The sequence below is a fragment of the Rhodococcus sp. PBTS 1 genome, from assembly GCF_001620025.1.
GTDB classification, from domain to species: Bacteria; Actinomycetota; Actinomycetes; order Mycobacteriales; family Mycobacteriaceae; genus Rhodococcoides; species Rhodococcoides kroppenstedtii.
The window spans coordinates 562,468-580,305 of the sequence record NZ_CP015219.1 but is presented as its reverse complement, the minus strand read 5'-3'; the positions used below and the strand labels follow the sequence as shown (position 1 = coordinate 580,305).

At 71.0% G+C, this 17,838-nt stretch carries 19 protein-coding genes; 6 read left to right on the top strand and 13 right to left on the bottom strand.

The genetic code is table 11. From position 1 onward, the window contains the following. Positions 1–11 precede the first annotated feature (11 nt). Positions 12–1,106, bottom strand: a complete 1,095-nt coding sequence (locus A3Q40_RS02625) for a BMP family lipoprotein (protein ID WP_201132923.1) — start codon at positions 1,104–1,106, stop codon at positions 12–14. Positions 1,107–1,276: 170 nt separating this feature from the next. Continuing rightward, positions 1,277–1,477 (bottom strand): cold-shock protein, encoded by a 201-nt coding sequence (locus A3Q40_RS02620; protein ID WP_068099672.1) that lies wholly within the window; start codon positions 1,475–1,477, stop codon positions 1,277–1,279. Between the two features lie 267 nt (positions 1,478–1,744). Between A3Q40_RS02620 and thiM the strand changes: the two genes are divergently transcribed. Together thiM and glsA are read left to right on the top strand one after the other, a co-directional pair. Beyond that, the gene (thiM, locus tag A3Q40_RS02615; RefSeq protein WP_068099671.1) at positions 1,745–2,572 is read left to right on the top strand and encodes a hydroxyethylthiazole kinase; all 828 of its coding nucleotides are present in this window, start codon (positions 1,745–1,747) and stop codon (positions 2,570–2,572) included. Beyond that, positions 2,569–3,768 (top strand): glutaminase A, encoded by a 1,200-nt coding sequence (gene glsA, locus A3Q40_RS02610; RefSeq protein ID WP_068099670.1) that lies wholly within the window; start codon positions 2,569–2,571, stop codon positions 3,766–3,768. Before thiM ends, glsA begins: the two co-directional genes overlap by 4 nt. On the opposite strand, the gene A3Q40_RS02605 is transcribed toward glsA, so the two are convergent. The 3 genes from A3Q40_RS02605 to A3Q40_RS02595 are packed head-to-tail and all read right to left on the bottom strand — an operon-like array spanning position 3,737 to position 7,133. Beyond that, the gene (locus A3Q40_RS02605; RefSeq protein ID WP_068099669.1) at positions 3,737–4,639 is read right to left on the bottom strand and encodes a pseudouridine synthase; all 903 of its coding nucleotides are present in this window, start codon (positions 4,637–4,639) and stop codon (positions 3,737–3,739) included. The genes glsA and A3Q40_RS02605 overlap by 32 nt on opposite strands. Next, positions 4,624–5,472 carry an oxygen-dependent tRNA uridine(34) hydroxylase TrhO gene (gene trhO, locus A3Q40_RS02600; protein ID WP_068099668.1) on the bottom strand — a complete coding sequence of 283 codons (849 nt, stop codon included), beginning with the start codon at positions 5,470–5,472 and terminating at the stop codon, positions 4,624–4,626. Before trhO ends, A3Q40_RS02605 begins: the two co-directional genes overlap by 16 nt. A 26-nt stretch (positions 5,473–5,498) precedes the next feature. After that, complete coding sequence (locus A3Q40_RS02595) at positions 5,499–7,133, bottom strand: alkaline phosphatase D family protein (RefSeq protein ID WP_068099667.1); 1,635 nt, start codon at positions 7,131–7,133, stop codon at positions 5,499–5,501. A gap of 174 nt (positions 7,134–7,307) precedes the next feature. Between A3Q40_RS02595 and A3Q40_RS02590 the strand changes: the two genes are divergently transcribed. Beyond that, positions 7,308–7,931: a hypothetical protein gene (locus A3Q40_RS02590; protein ID WP_069973003.1), complete on the top strand. Its 624-nt coding sequence runs from the start codon at positions 7,308–7,310 to the stop codon at positions 7,929–7,931. Positions 7,932–7,979: 48 nt separating this feature from the next. Continuing rightward, positions 7,980–9,008 carry an NADPH:quinone reductase gene (locus tag A3Q40_RS02585; protein ID WP_068104966.1) on the top strand — a complete coding sequence of 343 codons (1,029 nt, stop codon included), beginning with the start codon at positions 7,980–7,982 and terminating at the stop codon, positions 9,006–9,008. A 41-nt stretch (positions 9,009–9,049) separates the two neighbouring features. Here A3Q40_RS02585 and A3Q40_RS02580 read toward each other — a convergent pair whose 3' ends face one another. From A3Q40_RS02580 to A3Q40_RS02550, 7 genes are all read right to left on the bottom strand, one after another. Next, a complete protein-coding gene (locus A3Q40_RS02580; protein ID WP_068099665.1) occupies positions 9,050–9,565 on the bottom strand; it encodes a hypothetical protein in 516 nt (171 codons plus the stop codon). An 83-nt stretch (positions 9,566–9,648) separates the two neighbouring features. Then, positions 9,649–10,155: a mycothiol transferase gene (locus A3Q40_RS02575; protein WP_201132920.1), complete on the bottom strand. Its 507-nt coding sequence runs from the start codon at positions 10,153–10,155 to the stop codon at positions 9,649–9,651. 77 nt (positions 10,156–10,232) lie between these two features. Next, complete coding sequence (locus tag A3Q40_RS02570; protein ID WP_068099663.1) at positions 10,233–11,720, bottom strand: signal peptidase I; 1,488 nt, start codon at positions 11,718–11,720, stop codon at positions 10,233–10,235. Further along, on the bottom strand, positions 11,713–12,237 hold the full coding sequence (locus tag A3Q40_RS02565; protein WP_157889475.1) for a SipW-dependent-type signal peptide-containing protein: 525 nt from the start codon (positions 12,235–12,237) through the stop codon (positions 11,713–11,715). The genes A3Q40_RS02570 and A3Q40_RS02565 overlap by 8 nt, the downstream gene beginning before the upstream one ends. 5 nt (positions 12,238–12,242) lie before the next feature. Beyond that, positions 12,243–12,818, bottom strand: a complete 576-nt coding sequence (locus A3Q40_RS02560; protein WP_068099661.1) for a signal peptidase I — start codon at positions 12,816–12,818, stop codon at positions 12,243–12,245. Further along, complete coding sequence (locus A3Q40_RS02555; RefSeq protein ID WP_157889474.1) at positions 12,815–13,390, bottom strand: hypothetical protein; 576 nt, start codon at positions 13,388–13,390, stop codon at positions 12,815–12,817. Before A3Q40_RS02555 ends, A3Q40_RS02560 begins: the two co-directional genes overlap by 4 nt. 67 nt (positions 13,391–13,457) lie before the next feature. Continuing rightward, a complete protein-coding gene (locus A3Q40_RS02550; RefSeq protein WP_068099659.1) occupies positions 13,458–14,006 on the bottom strand; it encodes an alternate-type signal peptide domain-containing protein in 549 nt (182 codons plus the stop codon). Positions 14,007–14,189: 183 nt separating this feature from the next. On the opposite strand from A3Q40_RS02550, the gene A3Q40_RS02545 reads away from it, so the two are divergent. Together A3Q40_RS02545 and A3Q40_RS02540 are read left to right on the top strand one after the other, a co-directional pair. After that, complete coding sequence (locus A3Q40_RS02545) at positions 14,190–15,014, top strand: TspO/MBR family protein (RefSeq protein WP_235606403.1); 825 nt, start codon at positions 14,190–14,192, stop codon at positions 15,012–15,014. Between the two features lie 38 nt (positions 15,015–15,052). Further along, positions 15,053–16,615: an aldehyde dehydrogenase (NADP(+)) gene (locus tag A3Q40_RS02540; protein WP_082834052.1), complete on the top strand. Its 1,563-nt coding sequence runs from the start codon at positions 15,053–15,055 to the stop codon at positions 16,613–16,615. Between the two features lie 73 nt (positions 16,616–16,688). Here A3Q40_RS02540 and A3Q40_RS02535 read toward each other — a convergent pair whose 3' ends face one another. Continuing rightward, a complete protein-coding gene (locus tag A3Q40_RS02535; RefSeq protein WP_068099657.1) occupies positions 16,689–17,819 on the bottom strand; it encodes an acyl-CoA dehydrogenase family protein in 1,131 nt (376 codons plus the stop codon). Between the last annotated feature and the right edge of the window lie 19 nt (positions 17,820–17,838).

Sequence of the window (17,838 nt, the reverse complement as noted above, 5' to 3'; positions counted from 1 at the left end):
GGACCGGTGGGTCAGTTGGGCGACGAGGGCGAGACGACCTCGATGGACCCGTCGACGATGCCCGCGCGGATGGCGTCCAACTCACCCTGCAGAGCCGGATCGACCCGCGACTCGAAGTCGTGGAAGGGCGCGATGCCCACGCCCTCGTTCTCGAGGGTGCCCACGTACGGGGTGTTGTCGAACGAGCCGTCGGCCGCGGTGGTGACGACCTCCTCGGTACTGGTGGCCAGTCCCTTAGTGACCGACGTCAGCACCAGGTCGGCGACCGTCGGATCGGAGACGTAGACGTCGGCGTCCGCACCGATGAGGGCGACGGGCCGGTTGGTGTCGCGGATGGCCTGCGCCGCCGACTGATAGATCGGACCGCCGACGGGGAAGATCACGTCGGCGTTCTGGTCGATGAGACCCTGCGCGGTGTTCTTGGCGACCTCGTTGGCCTCGAATCCGCCGGTGAACGAGCCGTTCTGCGCGGCGACGTCCCAGCCGATGACCCGCACGTCGCGGTTCTTCTGCTCGTTGAAGTACTGCACACCGTCGGCGAAGCCGTCCATGAAGATGGTGACCGTGGGGAACTGCGAGCCACCGAAGGTCCCGACGACACCCGTGGTGCTGAAGCTGGCCGCGGCGTAGCCGGCGAGAAACGCGGACTGCGCCATGTCGTACGTCAGGGGCTTGACGTTGTCGAGCTCGATCGAGTTGTCGTCGACGATGGCGAAGTTCACGTCCGGGTTCTGCTCCGCGGCCTGCTTGGTGGCGTCGGCGAGCGCGAATCCGACCGTGACGATCAGGCCGCAGCCCTGGTCGACGAGGTTGTTGAGGTTGGGGGTGTAGTCGGTGGGCGAGTTGGACTGCACCGTGATCGGCTCGAGGCCGGCGTCCTCGCTCGCCTTCTGCAGGCCCTCGAAGCTCAGCTGGTTGAACGACCGGTCGTCGAAGCCGCCGGAGTCCGACACCATGCAGGGCTTGAAGTCGCCCGAGGCGGATCCGCCGTTGCCGCTCTCCTCCGGCGCCGCGCCACAGGCGGCGGCGAGCAGCGAGAGTGCGGACACTCCGGCCAGGGCGGGCACCCGCGACCGGGCGGAGAGAGTGGACAGGGTCTTCGGCACGGGAGTACTCCGTTTCGGACGGGGAGCCGGCGCCGGGATGGTGCCCGCGCCGGGAGGCTGTGAAGGAACATTAACCCGAGCCACCGACGTCCGCCGCGCACCTGCCCGAAAAAGACCGACGGGGCCGGCCACCGCAGTGCGGTGGACGGCCCCGTCGGGGTGATGCGAGATCAGAGAGCGCGAACGCTGCTGGCCTGCGGGCCCTTGGGTCCGGTGGTGACCTCGAACTCGACGCGCTGGTTCTCGTCGAGGCTCTTGAATCCGGTGCCCTGGATCTCGGAGAAGTGAACGAAGACGTCCGGGCCGTCTTCCTGAGCGATGAAGCCGAAGCCCTTTTCGGCGTTGAACCACTTGACGGTTCCCTGAGTCATGACGAGCTCCCTACAGCTGACGTACATCGGGTACCGCACTGTGCGATGCCCGGGCCGGCTCTTCAAGCGGGGCGAGACTCCGAGAACCTCGGGTGAGGCTCCAGGACGACGACCACGCTCGCAACGACAAGTTCCCAGCGAGCGTGCGGATACACGAACACACAAAAACTACGACCATTCAGCTACCGACGAGGCTACCGCACCGCGGCCGGTGGTGGCCATTCGGCCACCTCGCGTGAGCCACCCGGCGTCGGGTACACCGGGGTCATGAGTTCCGCTCCGATCACCGCCGACGCCCTGGCCGACGCTCTCGCCGCGCTGCGCGACCGCGCTCCCCTGGTGCATGCCGTCACCAACTACGTCACCGCCGGGTTCACCGCCAACGTGCTGCTGGCCGCCGGGGCGAGCGCCGCGATGGTCGACAACCGGGACGAGGCAACACTTTTCGCCGGTGTCGCCGACGCCGTCCTGATCAACCTCGGCACCCCGCACGACACCGCCGACGTCTATCACGCGACGGCGCGGGGTGCGCAGGACGCGGGCACCCCGTGGGTGCTCGATCCGATCGGCGCCGGCGGACTCCCCTGGCGCGGCGCCCTCGCTCGCGACCTGCTCGAGTACCGTCCGACAGCCGTGCGCGGCAACGCGTCGGAGATCATCGGGCTGTACGGCCTCACGGCCGGCGGGGCGGAGGGCGGGGGAGGACGCGGCGTGGACTCCTCCGACGACCCCGCCGACGCCGTCCCCGCCGCCCGCGGGCTCCTGGAGTGGGCGGGTGCCGTGTCCGCCTCCGGCGCCGTGGACCACGTCGTGTCCCCGGCCGGAACCACCCGCGTCACCGGCGGTTCCGTCCTGCTGACGCGGGTCACCGGCACCGGGTGCTCGCTCGGGGCGCTGGTGGCCGCCTACTGCGCCGCGGTGCCCGACGTCGGACTCGCCGTCGCCGCGGCCCACACCCACGTGACGGTGGCGGCCGACGTCGCCGCCGATCGCGCGTCGTCACCCGGGAGTTTCGCCGTCGCGTATCTCGATGCGCTGCACGAGGTCTCGCCGGACGACGTCCGCCGCCGGGCGCGGGTGGAGCACGACGCGTGAGGAGTCCGATCACCGACTACCTCCGCGACGTCGTGAGCGCGTGCACCGAGGAAGACGACGAGTCGCCGCTGTCGGTCGCCGTCGTCACCGTCGAGGGCACGCGGTACAGCGCGGGTGACACCGAGGTGTCCTTCCCCATCCAGTCCATCTCGAAGGCGCTGACGTACGCGCTGGCGCTGAGTGACCACGGGCTGGACGCGGTGCACGAGAAGATCGACGTCGAACCGTCCGGCGATGCGTTCAACGAGATCTCGCTCGAAGCCGAGACTGGCCGACCGCGCAACGCGATGATCAATGCCGGTGCCATCGCGGCCCATTCGCTGGTGCACGGGTCCGACGCGACCGAGCGCGCCGATCGAATCCTCGCGTTGCACGCGTCCTTCGTCGGGCGGGAGCTCGCTGTCGACGAGAGCGTGGTCGACGACGAGATGGCCGGAGCGGACCGCAATCTCGCGTTGGCGCACATGCTCGCGTCCGTGGGTGTGCTGGCGTGCGACCCGCACGAGGTGGTCGAGGGCTACGCCCGCCAGTGCAGCATCGACGTCACCAGCGTCGACCTCGCGGTGCTCGCCGCCACGATGGCCAACGGCGGGGTGCACCCCGACAGCGGAGAGCGGGTGGCGTCGAGTGCGGTGATGCGCCAGGTCCTCTCGACGATGACCACGTGCGGGATGTACGACGGCACGGGCGACTGGATCGCCACCGTCGGGATCCCGGCCAAGAGCGGCGTGTCCGGAGCCGTCATCGGGGTCCTGCCCGGACAACTCGGCATCGCCGTGCACTCACCGGGTCTCGACGACCGCGGCAACAGCGTGCGGGGCGTGCAGGTCTTCGAACGACTCTCGCGCGACATGGATCTGCACATGATGGACATCGCCCCGTCCGGGCACTCCGCCGTGCGAGCCGTACGCACGGACGGCGCCGGCACCACCTACGAGTTGCAGGGTGACATCCGGTTCGCGGGCGCCGAGAACATCATGAACCGGGTGCTGGACGACACGGAACCGCACGACGCCGAATCGGCAGCGGACGGCGGCGACCCCGTCACCTTCGACCTGGAACCGGCCCGCGCGATCAACGGGGCGGCGATCCGGCTGCTGGACGAGCTGATCGAGCGACTCCGGGGCGACGGGCGCGACGTCCACGTCGACGATCCGAACGGGCTCATGGAGCATCGGTCGGCCGACGCCGGCTGACGAACTCCCGCCGGACGCCGGTGAGCGGATCGTCGAACGCCAGTCGACGGGCCACGAGCTGCAACGGCGTGGAGAAATCGTCCGCCGGCACGGAGACGAACTCGGGGTAGTAGGGGTCGCCCACGATGGGAATGCCCAACGACGACAGATGGATTCGCAGTTGGTGGGTTCGCCCTGTCCGTGGACGCAACCGGTAGAGTGCGTGACCGCCCCGCCGCTCGATCAGGTCCATTCGAGTCTCGCTGTTGGGCTCGCCCGGCACTTCGACGGCCGTCATCACCCCGTGCTCCTTGAGGATGCGCGACCGCACGGTGCGGGGGAACTCGAGCGCGGGATCGTAGCCCGCCAGCGCCTCGTACTCCTTGACGGCGCCGCCGCCGGGGACGAAGAGGTCCTGGTAGGCGCGCCGGAATCGCGGTGCGGTGGTGAAGAGCAGCACCCCGGCCGTCGCCCGGTCCAGTCGATGCGCGGGCGTGAGATCGGGATCGTCCAGCAACCGCCGCAGTCGCACCGTCGCCGTCTCGGTGACGTGCCGCCCGCGCGGGATGGTCGCGAGGAAGTGCGGCTTGTCGACGACGACGATCGCCTCGTCGCGGTGGAGGATCTCGAGCTCGAACGGCACCGGCACCTCGGGCGCCGGGGTGCGGTGGAACCAGACGAAGGCGCCGGGGCGATAGGCACTCTCGGGCGCCCAGGGGCGGCCGCGCTCGTCGACCACCTCGCCGGCCGCCATGCGATCCGCCCAGGGTTCGGGCGGCTGGAGGGCAGCGAGGAAGTCGAGCGTGGTGGGCGGGTGCGCCCCGTGCGGCAACCGCACCCGCAGCGGCGGCAGACCGTCGCGGAACGGCAGCGGCGTCACGCCGGCGCGCACTCGGGGCAGCGCAGCGTCAGCGAGCGACCGTCACCGTCGTCGAGGTCGACGTACCGCGACGTCGGATGTCCACAGCCCGAACAGGTTCCGATGACCGCCGGGTCCGGCGAGAACGCGACCGTCCGCCGCTCGTCGAACACGAACAACGATCCCTGCCACAGCCCGTCGTCACCGAATCTCTCCCCGTAGCGCACGATGCCACCGTCGAGTTGGTAGACCTCCTCGAACCCGCGCTCGCGCATGAGGGCGGAGAGCACCTCGCACCGCACCCCACCCGTGCAGTACGTGACGACGGGTGTCGACCGGAGATGGTCGTAGACCCCGGCGTCGAGCTGGGTGACGAAGTCGCGCGTCGTCTCCACGTCCGGCACCACCGCACCGTCGAACCGGCCGACGGCCGCCTCGAAGGCGTTGCGACCGTCGAAGAACACGACGTCGTCACCGCGCTCGGCGACCAACGCGTGGACCTCGTCCGGCGAGAGCGGCGTACCGCCGCCGACCACCCCGTCCGCGGTGACCCGCACGCGATCGGGCACGCCGAACGTGACGATCTCCGGGCGGACCTTGACGCTGAGCTTGGGAAAGTCGTCGCCGCGCCCGTCCGACCACTTGACGTCGGCCCCGGCGAACGGGGCGTACTCACGGGTGCCGCGCACGTACCGCTTGACCGCCCGCACGTCTCCCCCGACGGTCGCGTTGATGCCGTGCGGGGAGACGACGATGCGTCCCGTCAGACCGTTCGACGACGCCAGCGCGAACTGCCACAGACGGATCGCCTCCGGGTCCGGCAGCGGCGCGAACACGTAGAACAGCACGATCTTGGGGGTCGACACGGAAGGCCAGAATACCGGCCCGGGGGTCAGGTGAGCGGCGCCGCCGGGGTGACGGCCTGCGTTCCACTGGACACCCGGTAGCCCGCGCCGACGTACGCGGCGGTATTCGGATCCTCCTTGTCCACCAGGTACCAGTGGTCCATCTGGACCGCCGCGGGCGTGACCTCGAGGACACCGAACCCGTGGGTGTCGAGGTCGACGTACTTCACGTGGTGGTTCAGTCCCCGGAACGCGCCCTCGGCGACGCGGCCGACGGTGTGTTCCGGCACCCGCAGGAAGTCGTCGATGTTGGCCGACGTCACCGAGGTGACCACCAGCTCCGTCGCGACCGTGCCGGCCGCGGGGTAGTTCGCGGCGTCGACCGGGATGTCGCACGCCCAGGACGAGTGAATGTCGCCGGTGACGAAGACGGTGTTGTCGACGCCGTTCGTGCGCAGCGCGTCGAGCAGCCGCGCCCGGTCGGCGGTGTAGCCGTCCCACGGATCGGCGTTGTAGGACACTCCACCGGCCGGGAGGCCGAGCAGCTGCGTGACCGCGCGGGTGGTCTCCGGCTCGAGCGGCGGGATCAGCGTGGGGGTGATCATCACCGGGTTGCCGATGACGCGCCAGCGCGTCGGGGACGTCACGAGGGAGTCGGTGAGCCAGGCCATCTGCCCGGCACCGGTGATCGTGCGGTCCGGCGAGTCCACCGCGGCGCCCTGGAACGGCAGCACCTGCTGCGACCGGTAGGTGCGCAGATCCAGCATCGACAGTTCCATGAGGGTGCCGAACCGCAGACGCCGGTACAGGTGTCGGTTGTCCGGAGTCCCGGCCGCACGGACGGGCATCCATTCGTAGTACGCCCGAACGGAATTCGCCTTGCGGGTGGCCCAGTCGCCCTCCGTGGCCGGCTGGTGGTTCTGCGCGCCCGTATCGTAGGCGTCGTTGGCCGACTCGTGGTCGTCCCACGTGCAGATCCACGGAACGCCGCGATGCGCGGCCTGCAGATCGGGGTCGGTCTTGTACTGGCCGTGGCGGATTCGGTAATCGGCGAGGGTGACGATCTCGTGCACCGGGTCGTGGACCCGCACCACCCCGTTCTTGCCCTCGAAGCCGCCGGTCTCGTACTCGTAGATGTAGTCGCCGAGATGCACGATGGCGTCGAGGTCGGAGCGGGCCGCGAGATGTCGGTAGGCACCGAAGTACCCCGATTCCCAGTTCGAGCACGACACCACACCGAACCGCAACCGGTCCACCTCGGCGGACGTGGCCGGCGCCGTGCGCGTCGTCCCCGTCGGCGACGACTGCCCCGCGGCCGTGAATCCGTAGTGGTACGACGTCGCGGGCGACAGACCAGAGACATCCACCTTGACGGTGTGGTCGGCGTCTGCGGAGGTCGTGACGGTTCCCGACCGCACCACGTCCGTGAGGGCAGCGTCGCGCGCGACGACCCAGGAGACGACGACGGCCGGCCCGCGACCGGAGCCCGGCACCGCGTCCGGCGTCGGCGTGACGCGGGTCCAGAGGATCACGGCGTCGGGAAGCGGATCGCCGGAGGCCACTCCGTGCCGGAAGACCGCGGCGGGATCGGCCGACGCGGCGCGCGCGGTGAGCACGGACGCGGCTCCCACTCCGGCGGCGACGGCGGTGGACTCGAGGAAGCGGCGACGGGTCACGGGCACGCAAGCAAGTTCAGGGCACGGACGCCTCGCGGTCAAGTGAACTCGTGGATTCGCTGCCAGCCGGTTCCCAGTGGTTTCCCGGGGCGCCGCGGCACGGTACGTCCAGCACCGGATCTCCCCGACCGGTTCCACCCGATGCTCACCCGACGCTCACCCGACTCGAAGGACACGATCATGACCGCTCCGTCCCGCACCGCCGGCTCCACCCGTCTCGTCGCGACGCGTCCGGACACCGCACCCGCGACGACCGTTCGCACCACCGGCGCCCTGCTGGCCGTCGGCACCGTCGCCTGGGCCGTCGGTATGGCGATCGCCGGCGACCACGAGGGGTTCGGATGGCAGTCGCTGCTCGGCGGCGCCACCGCCCTGCTCTTCCAGGCCGGCATCGCCCGGCTCCTGCTGCTGCAGTACCGCACCGCGGCCATGGGCGACGGGCCCCTCGCCCGCGGCGTCTACCGCCTGCAAGGCGTGTTCCTCGCCGGCGCGGTGGTCTCGACCGTGCTCGACACGTTCTGGCTGCTGCACGGCACACCCGTGTGGATGGCATTCGATCTGTGCTGGCCGCTGTCCATGGCGACGATGGTCGGCATCGGCGTCCGCGTGGCGATCGCGAACCGCTGGACCGGCAGCATCCGGTGGACGACCCTGTGGGCGCAGTCCTGGTTCGTCACCTCCATTCCGGTGGTCCTGATCGTGCGCGACGCCGGCCTGTGGGTCGCCTCCGCCCAGCTGATCTCCGGGTACGCCGTGCTGGGCCTTCTCCTCGCCCGCCACGAGACGGTCCGACCGACCCGCTGATCGGGTCGCCAGGAACACAGGCCCGGGGTGCGGTGGTTGGGACCGGACATGAAGGCAATTGTCTACACCGAGACCGGTGACCCGTCCGTCCTGACCACCGTCGACCGCCCGGTTACCGACCCCGGTGCCGGCGAGGTGCGCGTGCGCCTCGTCGTCGCCGGGGTCAACCCGACGGACTGGAAGTCCCGCACCGGCGCCGGCCCCGGGCAGAAACCCGCGTTCGACGAGGTGGTTCCCGGTCAGGACGGCGCCGGCGTCGTCGACGCCGTGGGCCCCGAGGTGGCCGGCCTCGGCGTCGGCGACCGCGTCTGGCTCCTCCTCGCCCAGCACGAACGCCCCACCGGAACCGCCGCCGAGTACACCGTGGTCCCCTCCGACCGAGTGGTCCGGCTTCCCGACGACGCCTCCTTCGACCTCGGCGCCTCGCTCGGCGTTCCGGCCGTCACCGCCCACCGCGCGCTGACCGTCGCCGAGGACGGCCCCGATCGGCTGCACCCCGGCGCCCTGTCCGGAAGGACCGTCTTGGTCGCCGGTGGCGCCGGAGCCGTCGGCCACGCCGCGATCCAGCTGGCCCGCTGGTCCGGCGCCACCGTGATCACCACCGTCAGCGGACCCGAGAAGGGTGCGCTGGCCACCGCCGCCGGCGCCCACCACGTGGTGAACTACCGCACCGACGACGCTGCCGGCCGTATCCGCGAGATCGCCCCCGACGGGGTCGACCTGATCGTCGAGGTCGCACCCGCCCAGAACGCCGACCTGAACGTCGCCGTCGCCGCACCGCGGGCATCGATCGCGATCTACGCCAACAACGGCGGCGACGCGGTCACCCTCGACATCCGCCCCAGCATGGTCGGCAACCTGCGCTACCAGTTCGTGCTGCTCTACACCGTCGGCACCGCGGCGCTCGAGGCGGCGAAGCACGACGTCGCGAACGCCGTTGGGGCGGGCGCACTTCCGGTCGGCGAGGAGCACGGTCTACCGCTCCACCGTTACCCGCTGGACCGCACCGCCGACGCCCACGCCGCCGTCGAGAACGGCGCCACCGGCAAGGTACTCATCGACGTCTCGCCGGCCTGAGGCGAGGTCGGCGCGGCGCCGAGCGACCCCGAGTGATCCGGTCAGGCCCACTCGACGGACTCGGCGGCCGCGACGTCGCTCAGTACGGCAGAGATCACCGGTGCGAGCGGAGTGCCCACCCGCTCGGCCAGCACGACCGCCACCGCGGATCCGACGCGCAGCGCGACCTCCGGCGCCATCCGCTCGACCGTGAGGGCGACGGGGACGTCGTCGGGATCCTGGTTGTCACTCTCCCGGCGTTCCGGCTCCGGGTGCACGCCGAGCGTCCCGAGCACCACGGCAACGACGTCCGTCGGGTCGAGCGACGGACTGCGGTGCACCACCTGCCGGACCAGTGCCGAGACGTCGTCGGAATCCACCCCGTCCGCGAACGCCGCCTCGAGCAGGAGCCGCAGCATCCCGGCGACCACGTCCTCGACCCGCACGGGCAGCACCACCAACGCCGCGATCGCGGGCTCGACGTCCTCGGCGTCGCGGGCCGTCGCCTCGGTCAGGCGCAGCACGGCATCGGCGAGGTCGTGGGCGGCGGGCGGCCAGGTCGCGGGCCAGGAAGTCATGAGGGGTCCTTTCGTGGTGGGACGGACGGCCCACCCGGGCCGCGAGGGCCACACCCTTGCACGGCCCACCGACACCGGCCGGATCACCGGCGGTCGAGCACTCCACGCACGTAGGCCGCCTGTCCGACGTGCTGCAGATCGTCGGACAGAACGCTGACCAGGCGCACCGCGAGGGTCACGGGCGGGTCCCAGTTCTCGTCGACGACGCGGTCGAGGTCCTCGGCGGACACACCGCCCAGATACTCGACCGTGCGGTCGTGGACCGCGTCGACGTACTCGAGCAACAGATCAGCAGGCGGGGTGACTGCGGCGACGTCGTCGCTCGACTGTCCGTAGCCGATGTCGCCGTCGTCGAACGGCAGGTCGAACCGGGCGGCGAAGCCGGCGGAGGTGTAGACCTGCTCGGATCCCGCGACCCCGGCGACGTGGTCGTCCTGCACGCGCGCCAGATGCCAGATCAGCCAGGCGATGGTGTTGGCCTCCGGGTCGAGCCGCGCGGTGAGGGCGTCGTCGCTCAGTCCGTCGAGCGTGGCGTGCACCGTCTCCTTCACTCGCTCGAATCCGTCGATCAGAACACCTCTGTGGTCCACTGCTGCCTCCGTCCCGCATGCGCGGTCGCGCATGTTCTCCGTCCGGGGTGCCCGAGGAGCCACCGCCTCACACGCCGCTACAGCAGCGCGCGAATGTCGGCCGGTAGCGAATCGGTGGACGCCGCGCTCGCACTCGCCGTGCCGTTCCCCACCACGATGCGGGTGACGCCGGAGTCGGCGAGCACGTACAGATCGCCCGTCGACGACCACACGACGCCGGTGCCGTAGCGGGCGCTGGTGGTGACGGGCCGCGTGAGCAGAGTCGCCCCCGTCGCGTCGGTGACGGTCAGCGTGCCGCCGGAGACCGAGGCCGTGCTGCCCCCGCTGGACGACGAACCACCCTCGGCGACGAAGGCGCTCGCCGGCGGCGGGGGTGGAGTCGTCGTGGTGGGCTGGGTCGTGGTGGTGGGCTGGGTCGTGGTGGTGGGCTGGGTCGTGGTGGTCGGGGCGGCGCTGGTCGAGGCGGGCGGGGTCGTGGCCGGCGGTGTCGTCGGCGACGTGGCGGCGGAGGGGTCGGACGTCGACGTCGGGGCGGCCAGTCGGGCGGCCGCAGTGGGCCCTGCGGTGGCCGTGCCCGCCGTCACGCATCGTGAGGTGTTGATCAATCCGCCCAACGCCGTGACCGAGATCTGCCGTGTCAGGGCCGGGGCCGACACGAAGGTGCCCGACTGCGTCACAAGCGAGACGGTGAACGTTTGCAGGAGGGCCAGTACTTCGGCCGGTGGGGTCGCGGTGGTCGTGCCGGCCGGGACCTGTTGGACTCGAGGGGTGCCCGACGTCGGTTGGTAGATGAGCCGGTATCCGTAGGGATTGCCGGGTGCGGACCAGCTCAGCTGCGCGACTCGATTGGAACCGTTCGAGGAGTCGGTGCACGTGAAACTCGCCGGCCGAGGCAACGTTACCGCCGCGATCTCCGCCGACACCTGCGCGGTATCGGTCATGGCGGCGACCGTGCCGTCGGTACGGCCGACCGACGGCACCACGATCACGGCCACCATCGCAGCACCCGCCGTCGCCACGATGCGGTGACGACCACCCGACCCACTCGGCCGGGGCGCGTCCGGTCGCACGATCAACACGACCAGTCCCGCGGCGAGCAGCGCACCGATCACCCACGCGACGGGCGTCGCCAACCACGATGCGGCGTAACCGAGTACGGGAACGTGGCCGACGACGCGGTCGATGTCCGCCACGACGTACGGGTCGGCGTCCGGTGCGTCGTTCGCGTCGCCCTGCAGGATCAAGGTCGCGGTGTCGCCGAAGACGGACTCGACCCGCGCGACCCGGTGGGTGATGCGCGAACCGTCGCTCCGCAGGACGCTGACGACGTCCCCCTCGGCCACGTCCGACGCGGGGACCTCGCGCGCGACGGCCAGGGATCCGGTGGGAATTGCCGGCTCCATGGATCCGGAACGAAACACCAACGGCGTCAACGAGAAGGCGGTGGTGCACAGCGCGAACGCCACACACAGCGCGCCGAGCACGGCGACCACCGAGAGCGCGCGGTCGAGCGGGCGGGGCAGCGGACGGGACGCGGGGGTGTCCGCGGAGTCGGGTTCAGGCACTGGCCACCCCCGTCGCCGTGAACGTCAGAGTCGCCGTTCCGGTCTGGCCCTGCGCCGTGGTGGGCGCGGTCGACGACAGGGTCAGCTGTACGCACAACGGATCGGACGCGCCGCTCGCCGTGCGTCGCGCGGTGCCCGTCACGACGGTGGTGCCGGGGCACGTCCCGTCCGCGGCGACCGTCGCTCCCGGACGAACGGTGACGGCGAGGTTCGCACCGAGAGTGCCGGTCACGGCGGCGGCGGTGGTGGTGTAGTCGACGGCGATCGTGCCGGCGTTGCGGACGGTCACGATGGTCGCGCGAGACTGGCCGGGCACGAACGTGTTCGGGGTGAGAGAGATCGCCGTCGGTGCCGGCGAGCCCTCCGTCCCGTTGACCGTGATGTCGACGTTGCCCGTGACGAAGTCTCCGGACGTCGTGGTCGTCGAGGTCGACCACGCGGCCAGTGTGCCCACCGATCCGAGGCCGAGCACCGTGCCGAGTGCGAGGACGGCCCGCAGCCGAACGGAGGACCGCACCGAGATCACGTCGACCCGCCGGACGAGCGTCGGCCGCGGAACGCCCCCGCGAACTGCGCGAGGGCGTAGATGCCCAGCGCGCCGGCGACGACCGCCACCACGGTGGTTCGCGTACTGCCGGTCAGCCACGTGTTGACGTGCCCCAGATACGGAATCGAGTACCAGACGGCACCGCGGATCTGGCCGGGCTGCACGGCCGGCTCGTCGGGCTGGGGATTGTTATCGCCCTGCGTGACGAAGACGCGGTCGCCGTCCCGATCGAGCCCGGTCGAGATGATGCGGTGCGTGACCACGTCGGGTTCTCCGGACCGGATCTGATACGTCACCGCCTGACCGACGCCGTACGTGTCGGCGGGCCGGATCACCACCAGCGTGCCGGGCGGGTAGGTGGGCTTCATCGACTGCGTGAGAATCGTGTACGGCTGCGCCCCGGCCAGTTTCGGCACCACGACGGCCGCCGACACCACCGCGACCACGGCCAGCAACAGGACCCAGGAGAGCACGGTGCGGATCCACCACCACGCGCCGGTGTCCGTGCCGGCGTCCGAGTTCGACTCCGGCCGAGCGTGTCGGGCGGTCATCGCACCTGCTCCACGGCAAAAGAGAAGCGGTGCTGGTAGGTCACCGACCCCGTGGTGGGTGCCGCGGTCAGAGTCGTTCGGATGCACCACGTCTGGCTGGCACCACGGTCGAGCCGCTGCCAGACCCCCGCCACGGCCTGCGTGGGCGCCGTCGCGGTGAACGTCGGAAACGCCGATCCCATTCCGGTCGTGGGGGTGCATGCCGCCGCGCCGGTCACCACGGCGCCGGCCAGCGACACCGTGACGCCTCCCGTGGTCCCCGCGGACGTCGTCCCCGTCACGGCGGGCCCCCCGTTCGTCAGGCGGAACCGCAGCGGCGCGGTCCCGGTGTTGGTGATGGTCAACGGCGCCTGCACGGCCTGGTCGGCGACGACGGGGTTCTTCGCCAGGGCGGCGAACGTGTACGTGCTCCCGCTTCCGGCGCCGGCGGACAACGACAGCGAGCCGGCCCGGATCGTCGACCCCGGCACCGCCTCGCTGTCCCGCCACAACGCCCCGGTGGTCTGCACGGACGCGAAGGTCAACCCGGCGGCGGCTGTCAGGGCCGCCGCCGTCCACACCCTGCGGGACACGGTGATTCACCTCGTCTCGGGACGGATGCGCCCCGCGTCGTCGAGCCGGATCAGGCAGATCGGTGCTCTAGGTTCGGGCCGACTGCTGCAGGTTGATGCGAAAGCCGGACAGGTTCACGCTGTCGTTGGTGCCGACCTGGTTCGGCGTGGTGGTCACGAAGGTCACCCGTGCGACCACGTCGACGACCCGACCGTTGTCGGCCTCGGTGATCTGATTGCCGGCCAACGGAGTTCCGTTGTACGTCGAGGTGACGGTGACCGGGGTGTTGGCCTCGGTCAGCTCACCCGTCCGTGTCACACTGTTCGGGTCCGCCGTGAGGACGGCGCGCAGATTCTCGCCGTCGGCGGTGACGCGGTACGACGCTCGGTACTCGAGCACGTCCCCGGGCACCATGCGGAAGGTGGCCGGGTCCACCGGTCCGGCGGTGCTCACCGAGCCGGGCGAGACATCGGTCCAGACACCCTGCGACACCGGCGCGATGTCGAGGTCACCGGCGGTGATCGTGCCGCCCTGCACGCCTTCGCTGTCACTCCACAGCGCGAAGCTTCCGGCTCCGCCCAGCAGCAGGACCCCGGCCGCGCCGGCGGCGAGTGCACCCTTGGTGGTTCTGTTCATTCGTCGTCTCTCCTGTCGTGTCCCGTTGTGACCCCGACCATTGATTCGTCATTGAGGTACCCATTCGTTAACGGTGTTTCGCCATTCCTGCCAATGTTGGACCCGGTCAAGGAAACGCGGTTTTCTCGACGCCCCCGTCGGGAACTCTCGCCGCGACAGCCGTGACGACCCCCGGAGACAGCCGTGAGCACGCAGACCACCCCCACCGGACGAGCCGGCACCGCCCCCGACCGACCCGGCGTGATCCTCGGAATCGTCTCCGCGCTCGTCGCCGTCGTCGGCGGTGTCCTCGGCTCCGGCGCCGTGATCGGCACCCCGATCGCCGAGGCCGCCGACGGCGCCTTGAGCGCCACGGCGACGTTGGCCGCTCCGGCCGGTCCGGCCTTCTCGATCTGGTCCGTGATCTACCTCGGCCTGCTCGCCTACGCCGTGTGGCAGGCACTCCCGGCCCAGCAGCGTTCGACCCGGCAGCGAATCCTGCGACGCCCCATCGCGGCCACCATGCTCCTCAACGCCGCCTGGATCCTGGTGGTGCAGTGGGGCCGGGTGTTCCTCAGTGTCGTGGTCATCGTCGCCCTGCTGGCCTCGCTGGCCGTGGTGTTCTCGCTCCTGATCCGGCATCCGATCGAGCGGACCTCCTCCGCCGCGACCGCCGTCGACACCGTGGTGACCGACGGGACCTTCGGCCTCTACCTGGGCTGGGTGACCATCGCGACGGTCGCCAACGTCAGCGCCTGGCTGGCGGCGACCGGATGGACGGGCGGTGCCTCCCTGTGGGGTGTCGTCGTCCTCGTCGTCGCCGCGTTGGTCGGGCTGTTCCTCGCCCGCGTGTCGAACGGACGGATCGCCCAGGCCCTGTCGTTGTCGTGGGGCCTGGCGTGGGTGGCGCAAGGTCGCCTCGCCGGGGAGAACCTCGACACGGTGGTCGGGTGGACGGCGGCCCTGGCGGCTGCGGTGGTGCTGGTGGGAACGCTTGCACTGCGCGTCACCGCCCGGCAGCGTCGGTGACCGTGAACATCGACGCTCTGACCGCGCCGCTGACCGGCATGATGACGGTCGCCGGCGCGGCCCGACTCGGCGGCGGCACCGACACCGTCAGCGGACTGAACCCCGCCACAGGCGACACACTCTCCCCCACCTACCGATACGGCAGCGCGACCGACGTGGACGACGCCTGCGCGGCCGCGGAGGATGCCGTCGACCCCTACCGGGCCACCACGTCGGGTCGTCGTGCCCGGTTCCTCGAGACCGTCGCCGAGAACCTCGACGCGCTCGGCGAGACCGTGGTCGAGCGCGCGGCCGCGGAATCGGGCCTCCCCGTCGCGCGCCTGACCGGCGAGCTGGGCCGCACCATCGGTCAACTCCGGCTGTTCGCCGACGTGCTGCGCGAGGGGAGTTGGGCCGACGCCCATCTCGATCCCGCACTACCCCACCGCACTCCGCTTCCGCGCCCGGACATCCGACGACGCGCTGTTCCACTCGGGCCCGTGGCGGTGTTCGGGGCGAGCAATTTTCCGCTCGCGTTCTCGGTCGCCGGTGGGGACACCGCGTCGGCACTGGCCGCCGGGTGCCCGGTCGTCGTCAAGGCGCACGACGCTCATCCGGGTACCTCGGAATACGTCGCGCGCGCCGTCGTCGCCGCCGCGGACGCGACCGACATGCCGGCCGGCGTGTTCTCCCTGCTCTACGGCGACGGCCCCGCGCTCGGCACGGCACTGGTCACGGATCCCCGCATCGCGGCCGTCGGTTTCACCGGATCACGTTCGGCCGGAACCACTCTGATGCGCGCGGCGGCCGGGCGACCGGTTCCGATCCCGGTGTACGCGGAGATGAGCGCGGTCAACCCCGTCTTCCTGCTGCCGGGTGCGCTCGCGGCACGTGGGGCCGAACTCGGCCGCGCCTTCGTGGACTCGCTCACCCTGGGCGCCGGGCAGTTCTGCACCAACCCCGGGCTGATCGTGGCCGAGGAGGCGCGTGGGCTCGACGAGTTCCTCGATGCCGCGGCCGACGCGATTGCCGCGGCCGAGCCGGCGCCGATGCTGACACCGGCGATCGCACGGAACTACGCCGTCGGCGTCGATGCCCTGGCGACGGCCGCGATCGAGATCGCCCGCGGCCCGGCGACCGACGCACCGAACGTGGGACGCGCGGCACTGTTCGCCGTCGACGCCGACGCCTTTCTCGCGGACCCGACACTGCACGACGAGGTGTTCGGCGCGTCGGCGTTGGTGGTGCGCTGCGCCGACGCGAACGAAAGGGAGCAGGTGGCCCGTGCGCTGGAGGGTCAGCTGACCGCCACCGTCCATGCCGACGCCACCGACCGGCCGACAGCAGGTCGATTGCTCGAGATTCTCGAACGCAAAGCCGGCCGCATCCTGTTCGACGGGTGGCCGACGGGCGTCGAGGTAGGCCACGCGATGGTGCACGGCGGCCCGTATCCGGCGACATCGGACGGCCGCTCGACGTCCGTGGGCGCCCGAGCGATGGACCGGTTCCTGCGCCCCGTCGCCTACCAGAACGTGCCGACGGATCTTCTGCCGAGTGCGATCGCCGAAGGCAATCCCGACGGCATCGTGCGCCGCGTCGACGGCCGGTTCACGCGCGACTGACGCGGCACGACCCCGAACACACGAGCGGCCGGCGACCCCGTGAGGATCGCCGGCCGCCGTCGTGGCGCAGGGGTCAGGACACCCCGAGCATCTCGTGGTCCTTGACCACCCCGGTGATGACCCGGAGGTGGTCGTCGACTCCACCGAGGGTGTGCTCGATGGCGGTCAGGCGCGAGAAGTAGTGGCCGACAGGGTATTCGTCGGTCACGCCGATGCCGCCGTGCAGCTGGATCGACTCCTGACCGATCTGCCGGGCGGACCGCCCTATCTGCAGCTTCGCCCGGGAGGCCACCACGGGGTCCGCCGTGCCGTCGGCCAGCGACATGGTGGCGTAGAGCGCCATGCTGCGGGCCAGTTCCAGCTGGACGTACATGTCCGCCGCGCGGAACGTCAGAGCCTGGAACTTCGACAGCGGGACCCCGAACTGCTTGCGCTGCTTGAGGTACTCGGTGGTCAGGCGCAGCGACTCCTCCATCGCGCCCAGGGCCTCGGCCGCCAACGCGGCCTGGGCGCGGACGTTCGACGCGACGATCGCGGCGGTGGCGTCCCCACCGTCACCGAGCGGCTCGGCCGCGGCATCGGTGAACACGATCGAGGCGCCGCGCAGTCCGTCGTGCGTGCGGTACGGCGTGCGGGCGACCCCGTCGGCGTCCGCGTCGACGAGGAAGAGCCCCACGCCACCGGACGGCAGCGCCGCGCTGACAACGAGGTGGTTTGCCGAGTTTCCGTGCAGCACGGGGTTCTTGGTGCCCGACACGGTGAACGAGCCACCCGACTCGGTCGCCGTGGTGGACACCTCGGCCGCGGGCCAGCGGCGGCCGGGCTCGGTGTGGGCGAACGCCAGCAGGGTCTGCCCCTCGGCGACCGAGGGCAGGATCCGCTGACGCTGCTCCGCGGAGCCGACCTCGGAGATCAGGCCGCCGGGGATCAGCACGCCGTCGAGCAGCGGCTCGGGAGCGAGGCGACGACCGATCTCGGTCATCACCGCGAACGTCTCCACGGGGCCGGCGCCCATGCCGCCGTCCTCCTCCGCGAAGCTGAGGCCGAGCAGACCGAGTTCGGCGAACTGCTTCCAGACCGACTCGGTCCAGCCGCGCTCGCTCTCCACGGCGGCCTTGCGCTTCTCGTTGTCGTAGCTGCGGTTCAGGACCTCACGGACGGTGTCCCGCAACAATTTCTGTTCGTCGTCCAGTTCGAATTGCATGTGACGTTCTCCTGCGTGA

Coding starts and splice junctions, on each gene's coding strand:
- A3Q40_RS02550 (WP_068099659.1), bottom strand. CDS start 14,006: ATGAACAGAACCACCAAGGGTGCACTCGCCGCCGGCGCGGCCGGGGTC.
- A3Q40_RS02560 (WP_068099661.1), bottom strand. CDS start 12,818: ATGACCGCCCGACACGCTCGGCCGGAGTCGAACTCGGACGCCGGCACG.
- A3Q40_RS02620 (WP_068099672.1), bottom strand. CDS start 1,477: ATGACTCAGGGAACCGTCAAGTGGTTCAACGCCGAAAAGGGCTTCGGC.
- A3Q40_RS02585 (WP_068104966.1), top strand. CDS start 7,980: ATGAAGGCAATTGTCTACACCGAGACCGGTGACCCGTCCGTCCTGACC.
- thiM (WP_068099671.1), top strand. CDS start 1,745: ATGAGTTCCGCTCCGATCACCGCCGACGCCCTGGCCGACGCTCTCGCC.
- A3Q40_RS02590 (WP_069973003.1), top strand. CDS start 7,308: ATGACCGCTCCGTCCCGCACCGCCGGCTCCACCCGTCTCGTCGCGACG.
- A3Q40_RS02540 (WP_082834052.1), top strand. CDS start 15,053: ATGATGACGGTCGCCGGCGCGGCCCGACTCGGCGGCGGCACCGACACC.
- A3Q40_RS02535 (WP_068099657.1), bottom strand. CDS start 17,819: ATGCAATTCGAACTGGACGACGAACAGAAATTGTTGCGGGACACCGTC.
- A3Q40_RS02580 (WP_068099665.1), bottom strand. CDS start 9,565: ATGACTTCCTGGCCCGCGACCTGGCCGCCCGCCGCCCACGACCTCGCC.